Annotated in this window: 19 protein-coding genes; 12 read left to right on the top strand and 7 right to left on the bottom strand. The window is 45.0% G+C overall.

Annotation, left to right across the window (positions count from 1 at the left end; translation table 11 throughout):
* Nucleotides 1–9: 9 nt before the first annotated feature.
* Both dcd and NDA03_RS16245 read right to left on the bottom strand, forming a co-directional pair.
* A complete protein-coding gene (gene dcd, locus NDA03_RS16250; RefSeq protein WP_190525041.1) occupies nucleotides 10–591 on the bottom strand; it encodes a dCTP deaminase in 582 nt (193 codons plus the stop codon).
* 52 nt (nucleotides 592–643) lie between these two features.
* Nucleotides 644–1,180, bottom strand: coding sequence for a P-loop NTPase family protein (locus NDA03_RS16245; RefSeq protein ID WP_190439959.1), 537 nt, complete (start codon nucleotides 1,178–1,180; stop codon nucleotides 644–646).
* Nucleotides 1,181–1,483: 303 nt separating this feature from the next.
* Here NDA03_RS16245 and NDA03_RS16240 point away from each other — a divergent pair, with 303 nt between their 5' ends.
* Nucleotides 1,484–2,047 (top strand): adenylate kinase, encoded by a 564-nt coding sequence (locus tag NDA03_RS16240; protein ID WP_348238592.1) that lies wholly within the window; start codon nucleotides 1,484–1,486, stop codon nucleotides 2,045–2,047.
* Between the two features lie 68 nt (nucleotides 2,048–2,115).
* Here NDA03_RS16240 and NDA03_RS16235 read toward each other — a convergent pair whose 3' ends face one another.
* Entirely contained in the window at nucleotides 2,116–3,393 is a 1,278-nt protein-coding gene (locus tag NDA03_RS16235) for a folylpolyglutamate synthase/dihydrofolate synthase family protein (RefSeq protein WP_348238591.1), read from the bottom strand.
* Between the two features lie 164 nt (nucleotides 3,394–3,557).
* On the opposite strand from NDA03_RS16235, the gene NDA03_RS16230 reads away from it, so the two are divergent.
* The 3 genes from NDA03_RS16230 to NDA03_RS16220 are packed head-to-tail and all read left to right on the top strand — an operon-like array spanning nucleotide 3,558 to nucleotide 7,617.
* Entirely contained in the window at nucleotides 3,558–4,250 is a 693-nt protein-coding gene (locus tag NDA03_RS16230) for a hypothetical protein (protein WP_348238590.1), read from the top strand.
* Nucleotides 4,251–4,310: 60 nt separating this feature from the next.
* The gene (locus NDA03_RS16225) at nucleotides 4,311–6,164 is read left to right on the top strand and encodes a hypothetical protein (RefSeq protein ID WP_348238589.1); all 1,854 of its coding nucleotides are present in this window, start codon (nucleotides 4,311–4,313) and stop codon (nucleotides 6,162–6,164) included.
* 10 nt (nucleotides 6,165–6,174) lie between these two features.
* Nucleotides 6,175–7,617 carry a DUF1802 family protein gene (locus tag NDA03_RS16220; RefSeq protein WP_348238588.1) on the top strand — a complete coding sequence of 481 codons (1,443 nt, stop codon included), beginning with the start codon at nucleotides 6,175–6,177 and terminating at the stop codon, nucleotides 7,615–7,617.
* A gap of 6 nt (nucleotides 7,618–7,623) precedes the next feature.
* On the opposite strand, the gene NDA03_RS16215 is transcribed toward NDA03_RS16220, so the two are convergent.
* Nucleotides 7,624–8,268 carry a hypothetical protein gene (locus NDA03_RS16215; RefSeq protein ID WP_190537071.1) on the bottom strand — a complete coding sequence of 215 codons (645 nt, stop codon included), beginning with the start codon at nucleotides 8,266–8,268 and terminating at the stop codon, nucleotides 7,624–7,626.
* Between the two features lie 434 nt (nucleotides 8,269–8,702).
* Between NDA03_RS16215 and NDA03_RS16210 the strand changes: the two genes are divergently transcribed.
* The 3 genes from NDA03_RS16210 to NDA03_RS16200 all read left to right on the top strand — a co-directional run bounded on the left by NDA03_RS16210 (nucleotide 8,703) and on the right by NDA03_RS16200 (nucleotide 12,900).
* Nucleotides 8,703–9,128: a DUF4278 domain-containing protein gene (locus tag NDA03_RS16210; protein ID WP_190683201.1), complete on the top strand. Its 426-nt coding sequence runs from the start codon at nucleotides 8,703–8,705 to the stop codon at nucleotides 9,126–9,128.
* A gap of 448 nt (nucleotides 9,129–9,576) precedes the next feature.
* On the top strand, nucleotides 9,577–12,186 hold the full coding sequence (acnB, locus tag NDA03_RS16205) for a bifunctional aconitate hydratase 2/2-methylisocitrate dehydratase (protein WP_348238587.1): 2,610 nt from the start codon (nucleotides 9,577–9,579) through the stop codon (nucleotides 12,184–12,186).
* Between the two features lie 66 nt (nucleotides 12,187–12,252).
* Nucleotides 12,253–12,900, top strand: a complete 648-nt coding sequence (locus NDA03_RS16200) for a Uma2 family endonuclease (protein WP_348238586.1) — start codon at nucleotides 12,253–12,255, stop codon at nucleotides 12,898–12,900.
* 377 nt (nucleotides 12,901–13,277) lie between these two features.
* Here the strand turns inward: NDA03_RS16200 and NDA03_RS16195 are convergent, their stop codons facing one another.
* Complete coding sequence (locus tag NDA03_RS16195) at nucleotides 13,278–13,607, bottom strand: phosphomannose isomerase type II C-terminal cupin domain (RefSeq protein ID WP_190413787.1); 330 nt, start codon at nucleotides 13,605–13,607, stop codon at nucleotides 13,278–13,280.
* 277 nt (nucleotides 13,608–13,884) lie between these two features.
* Between NDA03_RS16195 and NDA03_RS16190 the strand changes: the two genes are divergently transcribed.
* Both NDA03_RS16190 and NDA03_RS16185 read left to right on the top strand, forming a co-directional pair.
* Nucleotides 13,885–14,316: a nuclear transport factor 2 family protein gene (locus NDA03_RS16190; RefSeq protein ID WP_348238585.1), complete on the top strand. Its 432-nt coding sequence runs from the start codon at nucleotides 13,885–13,887 to the stop codon at nucleotides 14,314–14,316.
* Between the two features lie 161 nt (nucleotides 14,317–14,477).
* Nucleotides 14,478–14,696 carry a hypothetical protein gene (locus NDA03_RS16185; protein ID WP_190536968.1) on the top strand — a complete coding sequence of 73 codons (219 nt, stop codon included), beginning with the start codon at nucleotides 14,478–14,480 and terminating at the stop codon, nucleotides 14,694–14,696.
* Nucleotides 14,697–15,147: 451 nt separating this feature from the next.
* Here NDA03_RS16185 and NDA03_RS16180 read toward each other — a convergent pair whose 3' ends face one another.
* Nucleotides 15,148–15,681 carry a hypothetical protein gene (locus NDA03_RS16180; protein WP_348238584.1) on the bottom strand — a complete coding sequence of 178 codons (534 nt, stop codon included), beginning with the start codon at nucleotides 15,679–15,681 and terminating at the stop codon, nucleotides 15,148–15,150.
* A gap of 95 nt (nucleotides 15,682–15,776) precedes the next feature.
* Between NDA03_RS16180 and NDA03_RS16175 the strand changes: the two genes are divergently transcribed.
* Together NDA03_RS16175 and NDA03_RS16170 are read left to right on the top strand one after the other, a co-directional pair.
* Nucleotides 15,777–16,010 carry a Nif11-like leader peptide family natural product precursor gene (locus tag NDA03_RS16175; RefSeq protein WP_190413669.1) on the top strand — a complete coding sequence of 78 codons (234 nt, stop codon included), beginning with the start codon at nucleotides 15,777–15,779 and terminating at the stop codon, nucleotides 16,008–16,010.
* A 450-nt stretch (nucleotides 16,011–16,460) separates the two neighbouring features.
* On the top strand, nucleotides 16,461–16,784 hold the full coding sequence (locus NDA03_RS16170; RefSeq protein ID WP_190413671.1) for a hypothetical protein: 324 nt from the start codon (nucleotides 16,461–16,463) through the stop codon (nucleotides 16,782–16,784).
* A gap of 356 nt (nucleotides 16,785–17,140) precedes the next feature.
* Here NDA03_RS16170 and NDA03_RS16165 read toward each other — a convergent pair whose 3' ends face one another.
* The gene (locus NDA03_RS16165; RefSeq protein ID WP_348238583.1) at nucleotides 17,141–18,025 is read right to left on the bottom strand and encodes a tetratricopeptide repeat protein; all 885 of its coding nucleotides are present in this window, start codon (nucleotides 18,023–18,025) and stop codon (nucleotides 17,141–17,143) included.
* Between the two features lie 314 nt (nucleotides 18,026–18,339).
* On the opposite strand from NDA03_RS16165, the gene NDA03_RS16160 reads away from it, so the two are divergent.
* Nucleotides 18,340–19,926: an efflux RND transporter periplasmic adaptor subunit gene (locus tag NDA03_RS16160; RefSeq protein WP_348238582.1), complete on the top strand. Its 1,587-nt coding sequence runs from the start codon at nucleotides 18,340–18,342 to the stop codon at nucleotides 19,924–19,926.
* Nucleotides 19,927–19,948 lie beyond the last annotated feature (22 nt).

Below are 19,948 nucleotides of genomic sequence, written 5' to 3'. Positions count from 1 at the left end.
CGTATTTCCTTATATCCGTGCTATAACAATTTTTTCCGGCTGATCTTGATATTTACCCTGACGAGATTCATAGCTCACCTCGCAAGGTTTACCCTCAAAAAATAGCAGTTGCACAATTCCTTCATTGGGATAAATACGGCAATCTGCATTTGATGAATTGGAAACCTCTAGGGTTAAATGTCCTCTCCAACCAGCCTCAGCAGGCGTTAGATTGCAGATGATCCCGCATCGTGCGTATGTACTTTTTCCAATGCACAATACAGTAATATTTTCAGGCACTTCTAGTCTTTCTAATGCCACGCCTAATCCATAGGTATGAGCGGGCAAAATGAAATAGCTACCATTCGCATCGGTATGGAGTTTTGTCTGCTCCAAATTTTCAGGATTAAAGTTTTTGGGATCGACGACTGTGCCGGGAATATGCCTAAAAATGCGGAATTCCAGAGGCGAGAGCCTGATATCGTAACCAAAGCTGCTCAGACCAAATGAGATAACAGGTAAATCGTCCACACGACGAACTAATTTAGGCTCAAAGGGCGAAATCATACCCTTTTGAGCCATTTCGGTAATCCAGATATCGTTCTTAATCACAGGTTCACAAGTAATCCCAACCGGAATACTAGGATAACGTGAAGTGTATTCCTTAGGGTCGGTGACTACGACGTATTTCAGTAATTTGGTCGGCGACATCCAGAAGTGCTTGGGGCATTTCTGGGCCAGTTAAAATGATATCTACATGAGCAGGGCGTTTTTCGAGCAGCGCTAGTACCTCAGATTCGGGAATTAAGCCAAAGTTAATCGCTAAGCTCAATTCATCCAGAACGACGAGGGAATATTTGCCTTCGGATATTACTTTCTGGGTATGCTGCCAAAGCTGGAGTAAAGAGTGAGTTTCCGCTTCGTCGAGGTGCGGGGTATCAATGCAACGGGGTAAGTCGCAACGAACCCAATCTAGATTTTGCCCTAAGCGCATGGGATGCTCGTGTCCCTGATTAATTCCGCCTTTGAGGAACTGAATCACTAAAACTGAGGTTCCTTGACCGGCAATTCGCAGCGCTTGCGCTATCACGCCGGTAAAAAAGCTGCGGTGAGCGCCGGTAAAAACTTGCACCAGTCCTTCAATAGTGGGGAGCAGGCGACGATCTGAATGAAGCGCTGGGGTTTCTAGCTGGGCAACCATAAGACGAAGTTTAATCGTGAGGAATCTTGACGCGCGTATCGCTTGCCCCAGAAAAGTTTGGTTAGCAAACGATATGTAGTGTGTTTTTTTATTTTTCCTCATAATCAAACACTAGATATATCCATCCGTCAAGCCCGTCAAGTGCTAACTATCCTGTATTAGTTCTTGTATTAGTTCTTGGCTTCCTCAGTCTCGCTGAGCGCCCGATCAATGGCAAAATAGCCAGCATAGGCTTGGTTGAAAGCTGATCAAAGTTCAGCTTCCAGGCGATGCTTGATTCAATCACAGCAGGAGCAAGGTGCCGTGAGACTGATAATTCTAGGAGGGCCTGGGGCAGGTAAGGGAACGCAGACTGCATTGCTATGCAGTCACCTTGGGATTCCTGGAATTTGCACGGGCGACATTTTGCGACAAGCGATCGCATCCCAATCTCCCCTCGGTGTCCAAGCACAATCCTATGTAGAAAAGGGTGAGTTAGTGCCCGATCGCCTAATGATCGAATTCATGCGCCAGCGTCTCCAACAGCCGGATATCAAAGGCGGGTGGCTGTTAGATGGCTATCCGCGTACTGCTTTTCAAGCAGAAGAATTAGATTTTTTGCTGGAAGATTTGGGACAACATCTAGATTGGGCAATTTGGCTAGAGGTGCCAGAATCAGTGTTGATAAGCCGTTCCCTAGAGCGATCGCGTCCAGACGATCAACCAGAAATCGTACAACGCCGCCTCGAATTATTCCAAGAACGCACAATTCCCATCCTGGAATACTACGAACATCGCCAACGGTTATTGACTGTCAACGGAAACCAAACCCCAGAGCAAGTGCAGCAAGACATTTTAGGCAAAAACTTGGCGGCGAGTGCTGAGTAATCCAGGGATTCTTCCTCTGCGTTACTTTGCGCTTACCTTGGCGTTCCTCTGCGTTGAAAATACAAGTATCATCTGGATGCAGCAGAGCGGTTTTGTCCCAGAAAATGACCCAGTAAATAAAGTGAACCGCACAAAACCAATAAACTTTCTGGGGAAATCGCCGCTTCTAATCCAGCCGTGAGATCCGGGTAGGTGCGACAATCGCCTAGTTCTGGGCAGATATTTTGAGCCAAGGTAGCTAAATATTCAGGATCGGCGGAACTATGATCCGGAACGGGGACTAAATACAAGCGATCGCCCTTTCTAAGTAATGCACTAAAAATATCCGCATGATCTTTCGTGGAAAGCATCCCCATCACCCAATGGATCGGCGATTTATCCAGGGTATCGACATATTGACGCAACGCGATCGCGGCGGCTGGATTATGGGCACCATCGATCAATAACCGATGATTTTGCCAAATTGTCCACTGAAGACGCCCAATCCATTGAGTTTTTGCCATACCAGAAGCGATCGCTGCTTCTGAAATTTCCCAACCTTGTGAGGAGAGAATTTGGAGAGATGCGATCGCTAACGCCGAATTATTCAGCTGAATATCTCCCAATAACGGCAAAGGATACTTTATCCCCTGATACTCCACCCTTCTTTCTTCTCTTTGCGTCCTTGGCGTCTTCGCGGTTCTTAACTCCACCGCTGGTTCAGCCCAAACAACCGGACAACCCAACTCAATAATCCGGGCACGTACCACCGCCCTTGCCTCCTCTGGCAACTGTCCGACAACAGCAGGACATCCCGGCTTGAGGATACCGGCTTTTTCTCTGGCAATATCCGCTAAAGTAGGGCCAAGGTTCTGCCAGTGTTCTCGGCTGAGAGAAGTAATAATTGTGACGAGAGGATTAGGGCATACATTCGTCGCATCTAGACGCCCTCCTAAACCCACTTCCACCACCGCCACATCTACCTGAGCTTGAGCAAAATACAACCAAGCGGCGGCGGTGATGACTTCAAACTGCGTGGGTGACTCCTCATCCGGTTGGATAGCTGCTTGGACTTGTAGCAGCAATTTTTCTAGCGTTTCCAGCGATATGGGCTGTTCGTTGAGACAGATGCGCTCGTTCCAATCAACTAAATGAGGGGAAGTATATCGCCCCACGCGATAACCTGCCTCAGTCAGCACTGCGGAAAGATAAGCACAAACTGAGCCTTTGCCATTCGTTCCAGCGACATGAATCACTGGCACTTTGTGGTGCGGGTTGCCCAAGTCTGCCAATAATTTTTGAATGCGCTCTAAACCGAGATGAACACCAAAGCGCTGAAACGGTTGAAGAATTGAGTCGATATCCACAAGCCACCAGATACTAACTTTTTTTTAACCAAACTTAATGTTTTAGTAAATTGGCTTTTTTTCCGTGTCTCATCGCAATTTGCTTGAGAGTGACGGGAACTATAACTTTGGTTAGATTGAATGGGAATACTAATTGTAGATCGCAATTATCTGGAATTACTGAGATGACAACAAAAGAAAAATCAAAAGATACCGCTAAAGGGTTAAAAGGTACGGAAGCTCATGCTAAAACTCGCGTCCTTCTTGCTTTGTGGGATTTGGGAGGAACTGATGAGGAAGTTAAAAAAGGTGAATTAACCGAAAGAGTTAAACGGACGAATGAGAAGGCAGGGGACTATCAAGGCGTTTTTGAACAGTTGCAAACATCTGGAGCGATCGCTATCTCCAAAAACAAAATATCCCTGTCTGGTAAAGGCGTTGAGATGCTTGGTGAGGGACTGAAAAACGCTGATTTTCAGTTTGACAGTCAACTTGGGGCAAAAACTGGCAATGCTTTGTTGAAGTGGCTTAGAGAGATGGGAACGCCTGTAAATGGGGCTACTGCTACATCGAGTAAGGCAACCGAGAAAGCGATCGCATCCTACGACGAGTTTAAGCAAGTGGCATCGGATGTCTACGACCAGATGAACCGCGACTACAATCTGAACGATCTGGTGCCAATTTACCGAATTCGGCGGGAGATTGGCAATCGTGTAACTCGTGCTCAGTTCACCGAGTGGATGATGGAGATGCAAGCAAACGACATTTTGCAACTTCAGGGTGGCGGGGTAGAAGATAGTGCCCCAGATAAAATCGAAGACTCGATTAGGAATGAACTGGGCAATTTACGCTGTTATGCTAAGCGTCTAATTTCCTAACCTTAGTTGAGTAATTTTGCTGTCCTTTTATCTTTCTGGAACTTTAGCCCTTATAAAACGATGACTAGCACTGTATCTTCAATCGAAGACTTAATTAGAAACTACAATGTATTTGACGGACATCAAGTTGTCAAGAAATCACAAGTATGGGGAAAAAGTTTCCCAGAGGTTTCTGCAATCAATGCCCATGCTTCTGATGCTGTTTTTGAAGCAATCAGACAAGTTCGCGCAGGTCAGTGTCAAGTTAGAGGTATTACTATAAGGGCTGACAGGGGGCTAGGAAAAACGCACATTATTAGTCGGATTCGCCAGCGTCTTCAGACTGAAGGCAGTGCTTTCTTTGTCTACATGGCTGAGTATGAAGATTTAAATCAGATTAAGTCTGAGTTTCTACAGACCTTGGCATCTAGCCTCAAACAGGTTGGCAGTCAAAATGTAATGCAATGGCAAGAACTAGCAGCCGCCTTAGTCAGTGAAGTCTCCAGAAAAAGCTGCACACCTAAGGATCTGATTAATAAATTTCTCCCAGCTTTGGCAAAAGATCCCAAGCTAGTTGATAATCTGACTAATAGAGTTATTCTAATTAAGCCTGATATTGACCCCTACATCATACGAGCTATTCTGTGGACGCTTTCCCAACTACATGCACCCTTTGCAATCAAATGGTTGGCAGGGGAAGAATTAGCACAATTACAAGCTGATGCAATGGGTTTGCCTACCATTGCTGTCGATTCTTCTAAAACACTCTGCTATATCCTAGACATAATTAGTGATTACAGAACACCGCTACTTTGTTTTGACGAGTTAGATGGTGCAGCAGGATGCGATGACAAGGGTTTTACAAGGGCGCAGGTAGTTGCCAGCTTTGTTAAAGATTTATACAACAAAATAAAGCGTGGTGTGTTGCTTACCACTATCTATCCTGCTACTTGGGAAGCTGAGATTGCATATATGTCAGATGCAAATGCAGTGATAGATCGCATGGCTGAATTTAACTCTGGTAAGCCGATTGATTTAAGAAATCTCAATTCTGATGAAGTTGTTGCTTTAGTTTCCCAACGGTTGAAAAAGCTCTGTGATGAGCATGGAATTACTCTACCTTATCCAGTGTATCCATTTGACGAGGGAGAGCTTAGAAAACTTGGGAAACAAGGGCTAACTGCAAGAGAACTTTTGACCTGGTGTGCCGAAAAAATTAAAAAGGGTAAGGATAATCGAGTCGAGCTAGCTTTTAACGAGGAACTTGAAGGTCTTGCAGATTTTCTAGACGATGAAGCTAAAATTGCTCAAGCTCTTACCTTTGCATTCAATACAATTGTTGGCAAAACAATAGAGCGGGTCAAAGTTGATAAGATTGAAACTCCTGTTAAACCCAAAAATAATTGCATTGATTTCAAAATTGTTGGTGAAGAGGATAGCAATGTAGTCAAGATTGGAGTAGCCGTTATTCAGGCATCTGGTGGGGTAGGTATAAAAGCTGGATTGAAAGCTCTTACTGAATATAAAACCTACGATCTAACTCGCGGGTGTTTTGTCCGTTCTAAAACAATACCTCCTAAGGCGGTAGTAGCCGAGCAATATCGGAAACAACTTGTAGAACAGCAAGGTGGAGAGTGGGTGAAGTTGATGGAGGAGGAGATTAAACCACTAATAGCGATTTGGTCTGTTTATCAGAAGCATGAAAGCCTTGATTTGAGTGAAAGTCAAATCTTTAACTTTATAACCGAAAAAGAGTTAACAGTAAATAACCCGTTAATTCGGGAGATCCTGAGCGATCCATCCGGTCAAACTCCTGAGGGTTTAGTCGATGAGGATGCTTTATTTGAAGAAGCTTCGACTATGTTAACTGAAGCATCGCAGCCAACTGATGATTCTCATCTGGATGCCTTATTAGCGTCGATTATGAAGGACTAATTTGACTTTGATGAACACTGCACTGCGTCTACCTGCTCCAGACGTTGAAGCCTTAATTCAAGGGCGAATGATTGCCGCCATGTCCCAAATATTCCTCAATCCGAGGCGGCAATTTGCTCTCTATCCTTCAGATGCTTCAATTAACTTACTGCCAACTGAGCATTACTACCGCTCAGCTTTCTTGCCAATTGCCCAAAGTGCGATCGCTCAACTAAATTCTGAAACGGTTTTGATTAAAGCTTGGGCAAAATGCGAAACCTGCCAAATCCTAAATGATGCTGAGTCTTTAGCTGCCTTGTCGCGGTTAACGGTATGGACAGATGAAGCATTACAGGAAATACTTTCTCAACGGGGTCATATTTTCCTGGCATATTTGCGCGTCTATCTGCTACCTCAACCGCTTGAAGTTCCGGTAAATCCCAAGGGGAATTTTATTTCTTTACCGCATCTCCTAACTATTACCGAATCTTCGCCTGTATTGAGCGATCACATCTTCACTGAACGCTGCCAGCAACTAGAACACAGACAGCCTCCCCTGCATCCAGAATTAGAAGAGTTGCAGAATGCGATCTCGCAGGTATCTATTAACAACCCCTCAGCTAAAGAACTAGATCGAGACATCAAAATTTTTCTGGGTTGGACTGAAGATTCCCTAGTAACACAAGTTGACCCCGATTTAAATTGGATTAAGACAATTGCAGCCGTAGGAAATTCTAGCGACGGTCAAGAATTTGAAAAATTAGTCCGTAAAAGCTTAATCAAGCTAGGTTTCAAAAATTCTAACGCCAAGCCAGAAGCTAGTCTCGATCCTGATTCTACTGGTGGTGCTGGAGGTTTAGATTTTTATTGTGAAACTCCTTATCCGGTAGTAGGAGAGTGTAAGGCTACCAAAACTGACACTGTAACTGATGGAACTCCTGCACAGCTTGTTAAGCTGGGATATAAGCATCTTCAGCAGCAATATGACTCTTGTATCAAGATAATTCTAGCGGCTGGTGAATTAAATAAACACGCTAATAAAACTGCTACCGGAAACCAAATGAATGTACTTCGCCCTGAAACCTTGCAAAAGCTAGTTGAACTGAAAGCGAAGCATGAAGGCTCTATCAACTTGTTAGAGCTAAAACCTTGTTTAGAGCAAGCCCCATTTGGCGAGGATGCTGACGATAAAGTTAAACTTTATATTGACAAGGTATGGCAAAATATCAGATTGCGATCGCATCTAGTCCAGCTTGTAAAAAATTACCTGCAAAACACAGGTTTAGATAATGCTGGAGTTGAAGCTTTACATGGCGCATATTTTGGCTCCCATCCTCCTCAGCCATTAAAAACTGAGGAAATGCACGATATTCTGATTGAGCTTTCCTCACCTTTAACGGGATACTTGGGGCGAAAAAAAGGGGGTGATGGGAGCGATCGCTTCTATTTCCTCCGTGACTTGCCAGCCGCATAAGCTTTATTAGTCAGGACAATGGCAGGTATTCGTTGTATAGCATCTTTGGCGACTTCCTCTCTTCTTTCCGTCTCTGTCGTAACAGTCTCCATCGTCCCGACATTCTAATTTTTCCTCACAGATGGTATCGCGGGGAAAAACTCCAACATCTTTGACAGAAACTTCCGCTGTAAAAGTGCCTTGTTCAATTATTCTTTCTCCTTCTTTAATTTCATACTCAAACTTATTTTCGCCTTCTAAAACTGCAAAAGTACGAGTTTGATGGCTATTTCCCAAACTCAAATCAACCCCTTGAGAATATTGCCCTTCACTGTAACCTCTGCTCGTGTAGGGATAAGGATTACTCTTCATGCCCTGAGTCACGTTCCGGATTGTCACTTTCCTTTTCGGTGCGGGTGGAGTTGATTTAGAAACAAACTGAGCTTTCCTTGTGCCGGGATTCATTACAGTTCCCGGACATTGTCCGACATATTCAACTCGCTTAAATTGAATTTCATTGACATCGAAATTATTGCCGTTACTTACCAGGAACTCCGCCCCGTTTGCATTTGCCCGATTCACAAAAACCACAACCAGCACGAAAGCCGCAATGATTAGAATGGCGGTTCTTTTGATTAAAATTTGTAACGCAGAAAAGCTTTTGGGTTTCATAATTTTTCTTGGCACCACTAAAATCGAGTTGTTTATCCTTCTGAGGAGGTAGACGAAGTTTAATACTTCCGATAGAGGGTTCTTGACTAATTTTAGTGTCGTTGATGAACCATTGATTGTTTCCCGATTTGTACAGCTACTTTTCGCTTCTCCCGGCAACTAAATCAAGTAAAGCAATAGGCATCAGCAGCCAGTAGAGTCTAGTTGGACGATTTCCCAGCGATCGCTCAAAAGATTTTCTTAAAATCTCTTAAAAATTGACACTTTAAAAGGAAAAATGTAAAAATAGATACAGAAATAAATTAGCTAGTTCACCACTGACTGAGTATTCATAGCCGTCAGTGGCTCTGGGGAATAAAAGTAGAGCGCGATCGCGAAGCAGCGTGCCTTGCTTAGTCACAAATACTCAGGAAACTCAATCGGAGGCGAAACTTATGAAACTCTCTTATCGCGGCGTCAGCTACGAAAAAACTTCACCCACGCTGGAAGTAACCGAAAGCGAGATTGTGGGGAAGTATCGGGGACAGACTTACAACGTTGCATATCCCAGACATATTGCAGTTCCCGATGCGATTGTTAACTTGAACTATCGGGGAGTCCCCTACTTCATCGGCAAAACCGGCACGACTAGGGATGCTCTAGAGAGGCAAATCTCATGTGAAGGGATGGCATCTCTAGGCGATCGGAAATTGCCAACCGATACAAATCGGCGAAAAGTGTTGGATAACGCCGCTAAAAGTCACTTAGCGAATATCCACCGCAGCTTGGAACATCGGATACAAGTCGCTAAAGCCAAAGGTGACGAAAATCTAATTCGCCTTCTAGAAGCAGAGTCGAAGCAACTGACATTGTGCCTCTAGGAGTTTCCGGAATATCTGGCGGTGCTTGCGGTTGAGTCAGCAGTAACTGCTGACTCAACCGTAAAGAGTGAAGGAGCGCACTCCTCCCCCTTTAGGTGTAAAATCTTATCTAAGCACGAAATCTTCAAAGCTGAAGACGACGGATTCCTGGTTTATAAAGCTACGTGGGCGATAGAGAGCGATCGCCCTTTTTTTATGGGAATGTATCCTGCCAGATCAACCGTTACGGGTAAGGGTAGTTGCAGCGAATCCTACAAATTTTATTCCATTTTTTCACAATAATTAATAAAGTTGATCTGCGACTTAAGTAGTAGCGCCATACCTTGTGTTGACTTCTACCTATCGAGGGCAAAAGCGTGTGAATCGCATCCTCCCGATTGAGAACACAAAAGCGATGCGATAAAAGCGCTACCGCCCCCAAATTTTGCTGAGATTAGGAGACTTAAAAATGCTTGAATCTTATCGTCAACACGTCGCTGAGAGGGCGGCACTCGGAATTCCACCACTGCCGTTGGATGCCCAACAGACTTCTCAATTGTGCGAATTGCTGAAAAATCCTCCCACGGGTGAAGAAGAGACGTTGTTGGAATTGCTGCGCGATCGCATTCCTCCAGGCGTCGATCCGGCTGCTTACGTGAAAGCTGGCTTTCTCACCGCTGTCGCCAAAGGCGAAACCATTAGCCCTCTAGTTACCCCCATCTATGCAGTAGAACTGCTGGGAACAATGGTAGGTGGTTACAACGTGCAATCGTTGATAGATTTACTCAAATCTGACGATGAATTGGCATCAGCCGCCGCAACAGCTTTAAGCAAAATCATGCTGGTGTATGACGCCTTCCACGATGTCTTGGAATTGTCCGAGACGAATTCCTATGCCAAGCAAGTCATTGACGCTTGGGCGGCGGCGGAGTGGTTTACCAGTCGCCCCACCTTGCCAGAAGCGATTACCGTCACCGTCTTCAAGGTGCCCGGAGAGACGAACACCGACGATTTATCTCCCGCAACCCATGCCACAACCCGCCCGGATATTCCCTTGCACGCCTTGGCAATGCTGGAATCTCGGCAACCGGGAAGTTTGGAAACAATTGTCGAGTTGAAGAAAAAAGGGCATCCCGTGGCGTATGTCGGGGATGTCGTAGGAACGGGTTCTTCCCGCAAATCTGCGATTAACTCCGTTTTGTGGCACATCGGGCACGATATACCCTTCGTACCCAATAAACGGGCTGGGGGATATATATTAGGGAGTGCGATCGCGCCGATTTTCTTCAACACCGCCGAAGATGCCGGTGCATTACCCATCCAGTGCGATGTCACCCAGATGGAAACCGGCATGGTAATCACCATTCATCCCTACAAAGGTGAAATTACCAACGAATCTGGCGAAGTGATATCCACCTTCAGCCTCAAACCCGATACCATCACCGACGAAGTACGCGCAGGCGGACGAATTCCCCTCCTGATTGGACGCACCCTCACCGATAAAACCAGAATTGCCCTCGGATTAGTAGAACCCAGCCCAATCTTCATCCGTCCTCGACCGCCCATCGATACCGGCAAGGGATTTACTCTAGCGCAGAAGATGGTCGGGAAAGCTTGCGGACTCAATGGTGTGCGTCCCGGCACTTCCTGCGAACCGCTGATGACAACGGTTGGTTCTCAGGATACCACCGGCCCCATGACCCGCGACGAGTTAAAAGAACTCGCCTGTCTCGGCTTCAGTGCAGATTTAGTGATGCAGAGTTTCTGCCACACCGCCGCTTATCCGAAGCCCGTTGACATCAAAACCCACCACGAACTGCCCGATTTCTTTGCCTCTCGCAGTGGCGTCGCCTTACGTCCTGGCGATGGCATTATCCATTCTTGGCTAAACCGGATGTTGCTACCCGATACCGTAGGAACGGGCGGCGACTCCCACACCCGCTTCCCCTTGGGAATTTCCTTCCCCGCAGGTTCCGGCTTAGTTGCCTTTGCAGCAGCTTTAGGGGTAATGCCTTTGGATATGCCAGAATCCGTCTTAGTGCGGTTCAAAGGCGAGTTGCAACCGGGTGTGACGCTGCGGGATATCGTGAACGCAATTCCCTACGTGGCAATTCAAAAAGGTTTGCTAACAGCAGAGAAGCAGAATAAGAAAAACATCTTCTCCGGACGAATCATGGAAATTGAAGGCTTGCCAAATTTAAAAGTCGAGCAAGCTTTTGAACTTACTGATGCGAGTGCTGAACGTTCTTGTGCAGGCTGCACAATTAAGTTAAGTATCGAGACAGTTTCTGAATATCTGCGTTCTAACGTAGCGCTGATGAAAAATATGGTAGCGCGGGGTTATCAAGATGCCCGTACCATCATGCGCCGCGTCGCAAAAATGGAAGAATGGTTGGCAAATCCCGTATTAATGGAAGCCGATTCAGATGCAGAATATGCGGAAATTATCGAGATTGACTTGAACGAAATCAAGGAACCAATCGTCGCCGCACCCAATGACCCAGATAATGTTAAGTTGCTGTCCGAGGTTCAGAATGACCCCGTACAAGAAGTATTCGTCGGTTCTTGTATGACGAATATTGGTCATTATCGCGCTACTGCAAAGGTACTGGAAGGGGAAGCAGCAGTTAAAACCCGCCTCTGGATTTGTCCTCCAACCCGCATGGACGAACACCAACTCAAGGAAGAAGGTGTTTATAGCGTATTTGATGCCGCAGGTGCGCGTACAGAAATGCCGGGATGTAGTCTCTGCATGGGAAATCAGGCGCGTGTGGATGACGGTACAACCGTATTTTCAACTTCCACTCGCAACTTCAATAATCGCATGGGCAAAGATGCGCGAGTTTATCTCGGTTCGGCTGAATTAGCTGCTGTTTGTGCGATGTTAGGACGCATTCCCACAGTGCAAGAATACATGGACATTGTGGCGAAGAAAATTCATCCTTTTGCAGGTGATTTGTATCGCTATCTCAACTTCGACCAAATTGCTAATTTTGAGGATGAAGGTCGCGTAATTTCCCTGGAAGATATGCCTAAAATTGAGGATATTTTGGGTATTCCCTCTGGTGCGTTGCGCTAGTCGATAATTAAAGTAGGGTGGGCATTCCCCACCTTACTTTCCTAATAGTGAAGATGAGGCTTAAAGATGCTGTTGGAATTAAAGCGATTTAATATCCCGCCTGGTCATAAAGTTTTTCTAGAAGATATAACCTGGCAAGAATTTGAAACCATTTTAGAAGAGTTAGGCGAACATCGGGCGTCAAGAGTAGCCTATGACAATGGAATATTAGAAATCATGACACCCTTGTCAGAGCATGAAACCAATAAACTGTTTATCAGCAACTTTATTGAAATTATTTTAGAAGAACTAGATATTGATTTTTATCCTCTTCGTTCTACTACTTTTAAAAACCGGGATATGCTGAAAGGGATAGAACCCGATAACTGTTTTTATATTCAAAATGAAGCAGCACTAAGAGGAAAAGAAAGATTAGATTTATCCATCGACCCACCTCCAGATTTAGCCTTAGAGATAGATATAACTTCTCGCACTCATCCGAGTATTTATGAAGCATTAGAAGTGCCTGAGCTTTGGCGATTTGAAAAAGGGAAGTTACAAATTAATATATTACGAGACGGTAAGTATATCGAGTCAGATTTTAGTCTGATTTTTCCTAATTTACCACTGGCTCATGTAATTCCCCAATATTTAAGTCAGGTAAAAGCTATTGGTAGGAATAAGACAATGAGAGCTTTTAGAACTTGGATACGAGAACAAATTACAGTATCGTAAAATTTCAGGTTTTACTTTAACTAAATACTTGATTTTTTTAAAGATTAAATTCCCATAATTTCGTTAAAATGAATGCCTCAAATTTAATAGATTTTGGCTATCTTTACTAGGGCAGGACGGCAGGGCTAGATCAAATCAAGTTACGATTCGTGATAGACCTTTTGGTTTATAGGAGGGATTCCACTCTTGTAAAGCTGCAATTGCAAGGGTAATGTTCATCCGGATTTTTCGTCACTTTTGAAGAACCTTCAAGAAGTATTTCTATATTTCTGTGTTTGTATAAAACCCCTAGCCCCTTCCCTTATAGAGAATAGGCTAGGGGTTCGCTCTTGTATTTGATTCAAGTGAGAACCACGATATCCTTTGATTTTGCGATGTTAGGTTTCCGCGTCGTCGAAACGGATGATGTCATCTTCTCCAAGGTATTCTCCATTTTGGACTTCAATCATCACGAGAGGAATACACCCTGGATTTTCAACCCGGTGAGCTGTAGACATCGGCACGTAGGTTGACTGTTTTTGAATTAAGGTTGTCTCTTTACCATCACAAATCACTTTGGCGGTGCCAGATACAACGATCCAGTGTTCGCTTCGGTGATAGTGCATTTGGGTACTAATGTGATGACCTGGGTTGAGTTCAATGCGATTAATCCGGTAGCGTTGCCCTTCTTCTAAAACAGTGACTGTGCCCCAAGGTCGTATCCGCATTGTGTCACTATCTTCAGGTAAGGGCAGAATCGAAGCCTGCCCCTCATTTTGGTTGCTATTCATCCCTGCTTGTCTCCGAAGATTCGCATCTCAATTTTGCCGCATTTTTGAAAGTTCCTCTGCACTAATTATCGGTGGGACAATATATCGAGGGTGCTAGTAGCTGGTAGCGGCATCCGAAGCGTGCAAGCAGGCATCCTGCGGTTCCGATGAGATTTCTACGGCTTCTCTCCGCTTGTTTTTGCCACAATTGATTTAGTTGCAGCAGCTTACAAACATGGCACAAACACAACAAAGCACGATGGAAACTGCCCAGCGTGCATTTGGGCACTTCACTCAGGGGATGGGAACCGGCAAGTGGGAACCGTTTTTGGAAATGCTTGCGGATGACTTTAGCTTCTGGTTTCCAGTGGGGCAATATCAGGGGGAAAATGTCGGTAAAGCACGGGCAGCTGCTTTCTTTGAGTATGCGTCTGAAGCTTTCAACAATGAGCTGGTGGTGACGCTAGATGGCGTCACCAGTAACGAGACGACCGTTGTGTTCGAGATTCGCTCTCAAGGGCATCTGCGGGGGAAGCCTTATCAGAACCGAGGGGCAATCTCTTTCGATGTTCGCGGCGACAAGATTTGTCGTTACCGCGAGTATCTTTCGGTTGTGGTTCAGCCCAAGGTAGAATCGCACCCAGATCGGTCTCAGCCGATTGGCTAGTTGTGTGATTTATATCACTCAGCAATTAGCGGCTCATCACCTTTTCTTAAACCTGCGATCGCATGATTATCTAGGGTATCGTCACATTTTTTACAGTGGTTAATCACTTAGTAAACCGGGCAAAAGCGTGATATTAGAAGTATCGAGTTAATGTCCGTAAGATGCCTGTTCAAATCTGCCCTCTCGACTCTGCGATCGCTGAACTATTTGCTCAAGCTACCTACACTGGTAGCATTACCCTGGCTGACCGATATGGGCTGATGGCTGCACTGTTGCAAGATGCAATCAGCGAAGAAGACCAGCGAGCAATTGATCGGCTACTTTACGCTGTCCGCAAGAACCGGCTGAAAGTTGTAGATGAAATTTCTGCCCTAATATAAATAGTGCCGGTGATTAAAATTTACTATTACTTTATTGTTAATTTTTTTAGTATTTTGCTGCGCTTTGATTCTACAAATATACAACATTGAATATTTAGAGCAGCCATTAAATTTTACCAGAATTTTTTATAAACTAAAAATAAATTCTATAAAAATAATAATTTGATATTTATCCTATAAATCTCCTGCTAATTAAATCCATAGTAATCCTATTGGATTTGCGAGATGCTACCCTTCATATCCCCAGCTTCTCTAAGAAGTTGAGGTCTCATAATTCACGAATTATTTAGGACGGCTATAGCCGTTATCGTACTCTAGTTTGTGCTTTTCATCTACCAATCAAAATAATTACTAAGTATTATTAATATAAATTCCTGGCTTTAAGATGTGAATACGCTGCCATAATTCATCTACTCACATACTTTTACCTTTCAAGAACTGCCGCTAAATTTTAATCACTTTGAGGTTTTAATTCCCAATTAAGAAGCCGGGGAATCTGCGACAAGTGTACGCCGTAATTAAAAATCCAAAGGACAATTTCCAGCACTAATAATCTCTGTATCCAGATTGTCCCACTCTCACAATTCAGAAGCGTCAATCCACTATATAATTGCCAAACGCGATAAGGAAGGTATAAGCAAGGAACCATCACGAACGTACAGGATTGAAACCGTCTCGTTGTCACGCTTTCGGATAAAATTTGTAACCCCAAAATGACAAAGTACGGCACCAGTACCTGAAATACGCTGGGATGATTCCACCATATGCCCCACAGAACCATTGCTACTAGGGGAAGCGCCACTCCCACTAGCAGTACAACAAATAACCACGCTCTAAACCAAGGCGGAAGTGGTTGAGGAATCGTGAAGGGAGGTGAATGTCTCCAAAGCCAACCCGCAAAGAGAAGAAAAGACGTAACAATTACTAGGAAAAGGAGGTTTTCTAAAAGAATATTCAGGTTGGTAGATGCGGCTGTCTGTAACATAGGATTAAAAAAGAATTTCAGCAGTATAGCGCACGATTAAAATGGCTATAGTGCATGAACTAAAAAAGACACAGTAGAGTAGGGGGATTGTCAAAATGTCTAAAGAAAGTGCCTGTCAATTTCTGGAAGCTGCTACCTACGATCCAGGTTTACGCGAAAAATTCCAAGAAGTAGCTAGTCCAGAGGAATTCGTAAAAGTTGCTCGTGAATTAGGCTACGCCTTGACCACTGAAGAATTGAAGGATGTCGTCAAAGAACATAGTGAAGGTGTCATCTTGAGAAGGCAGACGGGCGTTTGGCCTTGGCTGCGGAGGGTTAAATGGATTTAGTGCATTGTGAACTAGCTAATGGTTAAAAGCTATCGTGAGCTTAGCTATTAGAGTTTGGGGTGGGCATTGCCCACCCTATTTTATACAGCTTCAAAGCAAAATTGAATCTATTACACAATCAACAATTTTTTTGTAGATATAGTGAAAAAATCACCTATTTTATGGCTTATGTAGTAACCACGGCGGATTAATATAACAGGAATTTTACACTTGTTCTAGATAGCGATCGCTTTTATATATATTTTTTTTGAGTTACGATAGTGTGCTATTTAACACATGAATCGTAAGAATTTACAGGTAGAGACAGAGCAAATGTACTTTCTTTGCTTGCCTGCCTAAAATTTTTTAACTAAATTTTTTCTAATTTGCTCTAGTCAGTTGCGAGGTTCCGAGGTTAAAATTGACGCTAATAATCACACACTTTTATAAGCCTATACAGTATAAACACTTATGAATTATCCAGACAATAAAGATAACGAACTTCAACGCAGGGAACGAGAGCTTCAGGAGCGCAAAAGAGCTAATCGACTCCGAGAGATAGAGGCAGAAATTAATCAACCGCCGCTGCATCAAACTACTAAGCATCAAGACTCTCAGCGTTCACCCCAGCCGTGGTACAAGAAACTGGCGAACCTTGGAAAGTTTGTAGCCATCGTTGTTACCATCGTTGTCAGCATTCAGCTAGCAGGAACCCTTTCTTATGTGATTATAGTTGGGGCAGTGGTTTGGGTTGCTTATAAACTCTTTTTTGAGAGCGATCACTCCAAAAAATAAGGCAGAATTTTCACTTCGTCTGTGCTATCGAATCTGAACAATTTAGACCAAGGTCTCAAGTTCTTAGGGTAAAGGTATCCGTTGCACGATTACGGATTATGGTCAGTCAGCTCAAAACCCGATCAAAATAGTAAGCGGTTGACCATCTTGATGCACCTGGCGTAGATCCTACACCCTATCTGGTGTCTGTGCGTCAGTCTTGAGTTTGTAAAAGACTTGCAGTTATGGCGTTTGGAGCAGAGCAGCCGGAAAATAGTAATTACCCATTACCTACCTGCCCTAATTTGTAAAACTACCCGCAAAAAAATAAAGCACGAAGGATAAAATCTTATCCTTCGTGCTTTATTCTTCATGCTTCACTCAGGGGCGTTTTGCGGTTGTCGAGGTTCGTTGTCATTTTGGGCAATTGTTTCCTGAATTCTGGGAGTTAACAGGAACTTTTTCGTTTCTGTGAGCAAGCGATCGCCCCAAAGATTTTCTTGGAGAAATTTTACATCGGCGTAGCGACTGTCTAACCGAATCGCTGCTTCTCCCAAAGACAAACCCTGTTCGCGATCGCCCTTCGCATACAGGGCTACCGCCATCGCCAACCGGGGTTCTGCCGCCTCCTTATCGAGAGAGCTAGCGGAACGCCAGTGACCAAGCGCCCCATCTATATCGCCCATTTCGTACTTAACTAGCCCAATATTATTAATTGCAGGCCAGAATTTCTTTTCCTTAGCAACCGCCTTTTGGTACTGAGCGATCGCATCGGGATACCGTCTCAATTTATAGTAAGCATTGCCTAAATCAAACAAAGCTTCTGGGACATCGGGTTTGATCTTTAACCCAGCTTGCAAAACACTAACAGCTTCCTGATACTTTTCCTGCTGAAAGTGCCCGCTTCCCAGAGCAAATAGAATCCCCGGTTCGTTGGGTTGAAGGGTTCTCGCTCGTTGCAAGGCATCAATAGCGTTATTAACCTCCTGCGCTTGCAAAAACAAACTTCCTAGTAAAAACCAGGTTTGATAACTGTCGGGAGCCAGCTGAGTCGCCAATCGCGCTCTGGGCAATGCTAGATCGTATTGTTGGAATCGCGCTAGCTGAGCCGCATCTTGTGCCAGGTTCAAACCCTGCTGCTCTAGCTCTTTTGACTCCATTTGTAGCGTATAGGGCACGAGTGCTTGCCCAGAGGCGGGGAGAGCAACGCTCCCTAAACCAAGGAAAACAAGAAGCGGGAATATTGAAAAACGTTTAGGCACGGTGCAGCCTCAAAGAAATAAGCGAAGAAATGTTCAGCAACCTTACCAATAATTTAACTGACCCTAGCAGAAATCGAGAGCAAAGCCACACGTTAATTTGGGGATCGCTGTAACGGATTGACGGGAAACACTAAACAAGGTTCAATCCGTCAGGAAGTTCAAACTCGCTAAAATAGGGAAACAATAAGCAACTTGCTGTAGATCGATACAGGTGAGTGTGACTCCTTGGTGCTAAAGCTGAATCCCATCGTCATTAAAATTACCCTCATTAAGCAATCTGTTCATTCGTACTACCGGACTTAAAAACTACGCGAATGCAACTTCCACTAATAAGCAAAGTCAAGAACCCTTCTCGGTGGGTCATTGGGCTGATAGCGTCTAGCATCTTGGTAGTTGGCTCTACCACTTATTTCATCCTGGGTCGGGCAACACCCAAACTAGATATCGAGAGCCTGACCGTACCTGTTAAATCGCAAACCTTGAAAGTACGGATTACCGCTAGCGGTACCGTCGTGCCCGTTCAAAGCGTCAATCTCAGCCCTCCCACATCTGGGCGTTTGGCAAAGTTATACGTCGAGCAGGGAGATAGAGTCCAGCAAGGGCAAAAAATCGCCCAAATGGAGAATTCCCAGCTTCAGGCTCAATTTTTTCAAGCCAAAGCCAATCTGGCGCAAGCTCAAGCCAAACTGCAACAAGCTCAAGCGGGGAGCCGTCCCGAAGAAATCAATCAGGCAAAAGCCCGTCTAGAGCAAGCGAAAGCTCGTTTAGCAGCGGCGCGGGTGGGTCGTCCTGAAGAAATTGCCCAATTCAAAGCCCGTCTGGATCAAGCCGAAGCGAATCTAGCATCGGTGCAAATTGGTCGTCCTGAAGAAATTGCCCAGACCGAAGCTCAAATCTCTGCCGCCGAAGCGCGGGTAGAGTTGGCACAAAAACGAGCCAATCGCAATCAACAGCTAGCTTCTCAAGGAGCCATTTCTAAAGACCAGTTGGATGAGGTGCTGACAGAGTACCGCAATGCCAGCGCCAACCTGAGAGAAGCCCAACGACGGTTGGAGCAACTCAAAAACCGCACTAGCCAAGAAATCCAGCAGCGTCAAGCGGCAGTAGCAGAAGCGCGATCTGCCTTACAGCAAAGCCAAAAGGGTGGTCGCAGCGAGGAAATTTCTCAGCGAGAAGCGGATGTCGCAGAAGCGCAGGCGGCTCTACGACAGTTAGAAAATGGGACGCGCCGAGAGGAGATTGCTGGGTTAAAAGCAGCCGCTGACGCTGCCAGAGCTTCGATGCAGGCGGTGCAAGTCCAGCTCTCCGACACGGTAATCATCGCTCCCTTTTCGGGGATTGTGACGCAGAAATACGCCACAGAAGGCGCTTTCGTCACTCCCACAACTTCTGCTTCCACTACGGCTTCCGCCACTTCAACTTCAATTGTTGCTATTGCCAGAGATTTAGAAATTCTGGCGAAAGTCCCAGAGGTAGATGTTGGGCAGATTACCCAGGGACAGCCGGTTGAGATTGTGGCAGATGCCTATCCCGACCAAGTGTTTAAAGGCAAGGTCAAGCTGATTGCGCCGGAAGCGGTGGTCGAGCAAAATGTCACGTCTTTTCAGGTGCGGGTCGCTCTGGAAACGGGTAAGGAACAACTGCGGTCGGGAATGAATGTTGACCTGACTTTTTTGGGGAAACCTGCGAATAATGCCTTGGTCGTTCCCACCGTGGCAATTGTCACCGAGAAAGGAAAGACGGGTGTGTTAGTCCCTAATGAAGAGAACAAACCGCAGTTTAAAGCGGTGACGATTGGCCCATCGATTGAAAACCAAACGCAGATTTTAGATGGTATCAACGAAGGCGATCGCGTATTCATCGATTTGCCCAAAGATAGCAAACCCAAGCCAGAGGAATAAGGAGAGTTGGTAATGGGTAATA

The sequence above is a fragment of the Trichocoleus sp. Lan genome (genome assembly GCF_039961855.1).
Classification (GTDB): Bacteria; Cyanobacteriota; Cyanobacteriia; order Cyanobacteriales; family FACHB-T130; genus FACHB-T130.
Note: the sequence above shows the minus strand (reverse complement) of the source record. Positions and strands in the feature narration are given on the sequence as shown.

What these genes read in the sequence shown, in the direction of transcription:
- NDA03_RS16185 (WP_190536968.1), top strand. Translation starts at nt 14,478, where the DNA reads ATGCCTGTTCAAATCTGCCCTCTCGACTCTGCGATCGCTGAACTATTT.
- NDA03_RS16230 (WP_348238590.1), top strand. Translation starts at nt 3,558, where the DNA reads ATGACAACAAAAGAAAAATCAAAAGATACCGCTAAAGGGTTAAAAGGT.
- acnB (WP_348238587.1), top strand. Translation starts at nt 9,577, where the DNA reads ATGCTTGAATCTTATCGTCAACACGTCGCTGAGAGGGCGGCACTCGGA.
- NDA03_RS16170 (WP_190413671.1), top strand. Translation starts at nt 16,461, where the DNA reads ATGAATTATCCAGACAATAAAGATAACGAACTTCAACGCAGGGAACGA.
- NDA03_RS16180 (WP_348238584.1), bottom strand. Translation starts at nt 15,681, where the DNA reads ATGTTACAGACAGCCGCATCTACCAACCTGAATATTCTTTTAGAAAAC.
- NDA03_RS16220 (WP_348238588.1), top strand. Translation starts at nt 6,175, where the DNA reads ATGAACACTGCACTGCGTCTACCTGCTCCAGACGTTGAAGCCTTAATT.
- NDA03_RS16190 (WP_348238585.1), top strand. Translation starts at nt 13,885, where the DNA reads ATGGCACAAACACAACAAAGCACGATGGAAACTGCCCAGCGTGCATTT.
- NDA03_RS16175 (WP_190413669.1), top strand. Translation starts at nt 15,777, where the DNA reads ATGTCTAAAGAAAGTGCCTGTCAATTTCTGGAAGCTGCTACCTACGAT.
- NDA03_RS16195 (WP_190413787.1), bottom strand. Translation starts at nt 13,607, where the DNA reads ATGCGGATACGACCTTGGGGCACAGTCACTGTTTTAGAAGAAGGGCAA.
- NDA03_RS16225 (WP_348238589.1), top strand. Translation starts at nt 4,311, where the DNA reads ATGACTAGCACTGTATCTTCAATCGAAGACTTAATTAGAAACTACAAT.
- NDA03_RS16200 (WP_348238586.1), top strand. Translation starts at nt 12,253, where the DNA reads ATGCTGTTGGAATTAAAGCGATTTAATATCCCGCCTGGTCATAAAGTT.
- NDA03_RS16160 (WP_348238582.1), top strand. Translation starts at nt 18,340, where the DNA reads ATGCAACTTCCACTAATAAGCAAAGTCAAGAACCCTTCTCGGTGGGTC.
- NDA03_RS16210 (WP_190683201.1), top strand. Translation starts at nt 8,703, where the DNA reads ATGAAACTCTCTTATCGCGGCGTCAGCTACGAAAAAACTTCACCCACG.
- NDA03_RS16215 (WP_190537071.1), bottom strand. Translation starts at nt 8,268, where the DNA reads ATGAAACCCAAAAGCTTTTCTGCGTTACAAATTTTAATCAAAAGAACC.
- NDA03_RS16245 (WP_190439959.1), bottom strand. Translation starts at nt 1,180, where the DNA reads ATGGTTGCCCAGCTAGAAACCCCAGCGCTTCATTCAGATCGTCGCCTG.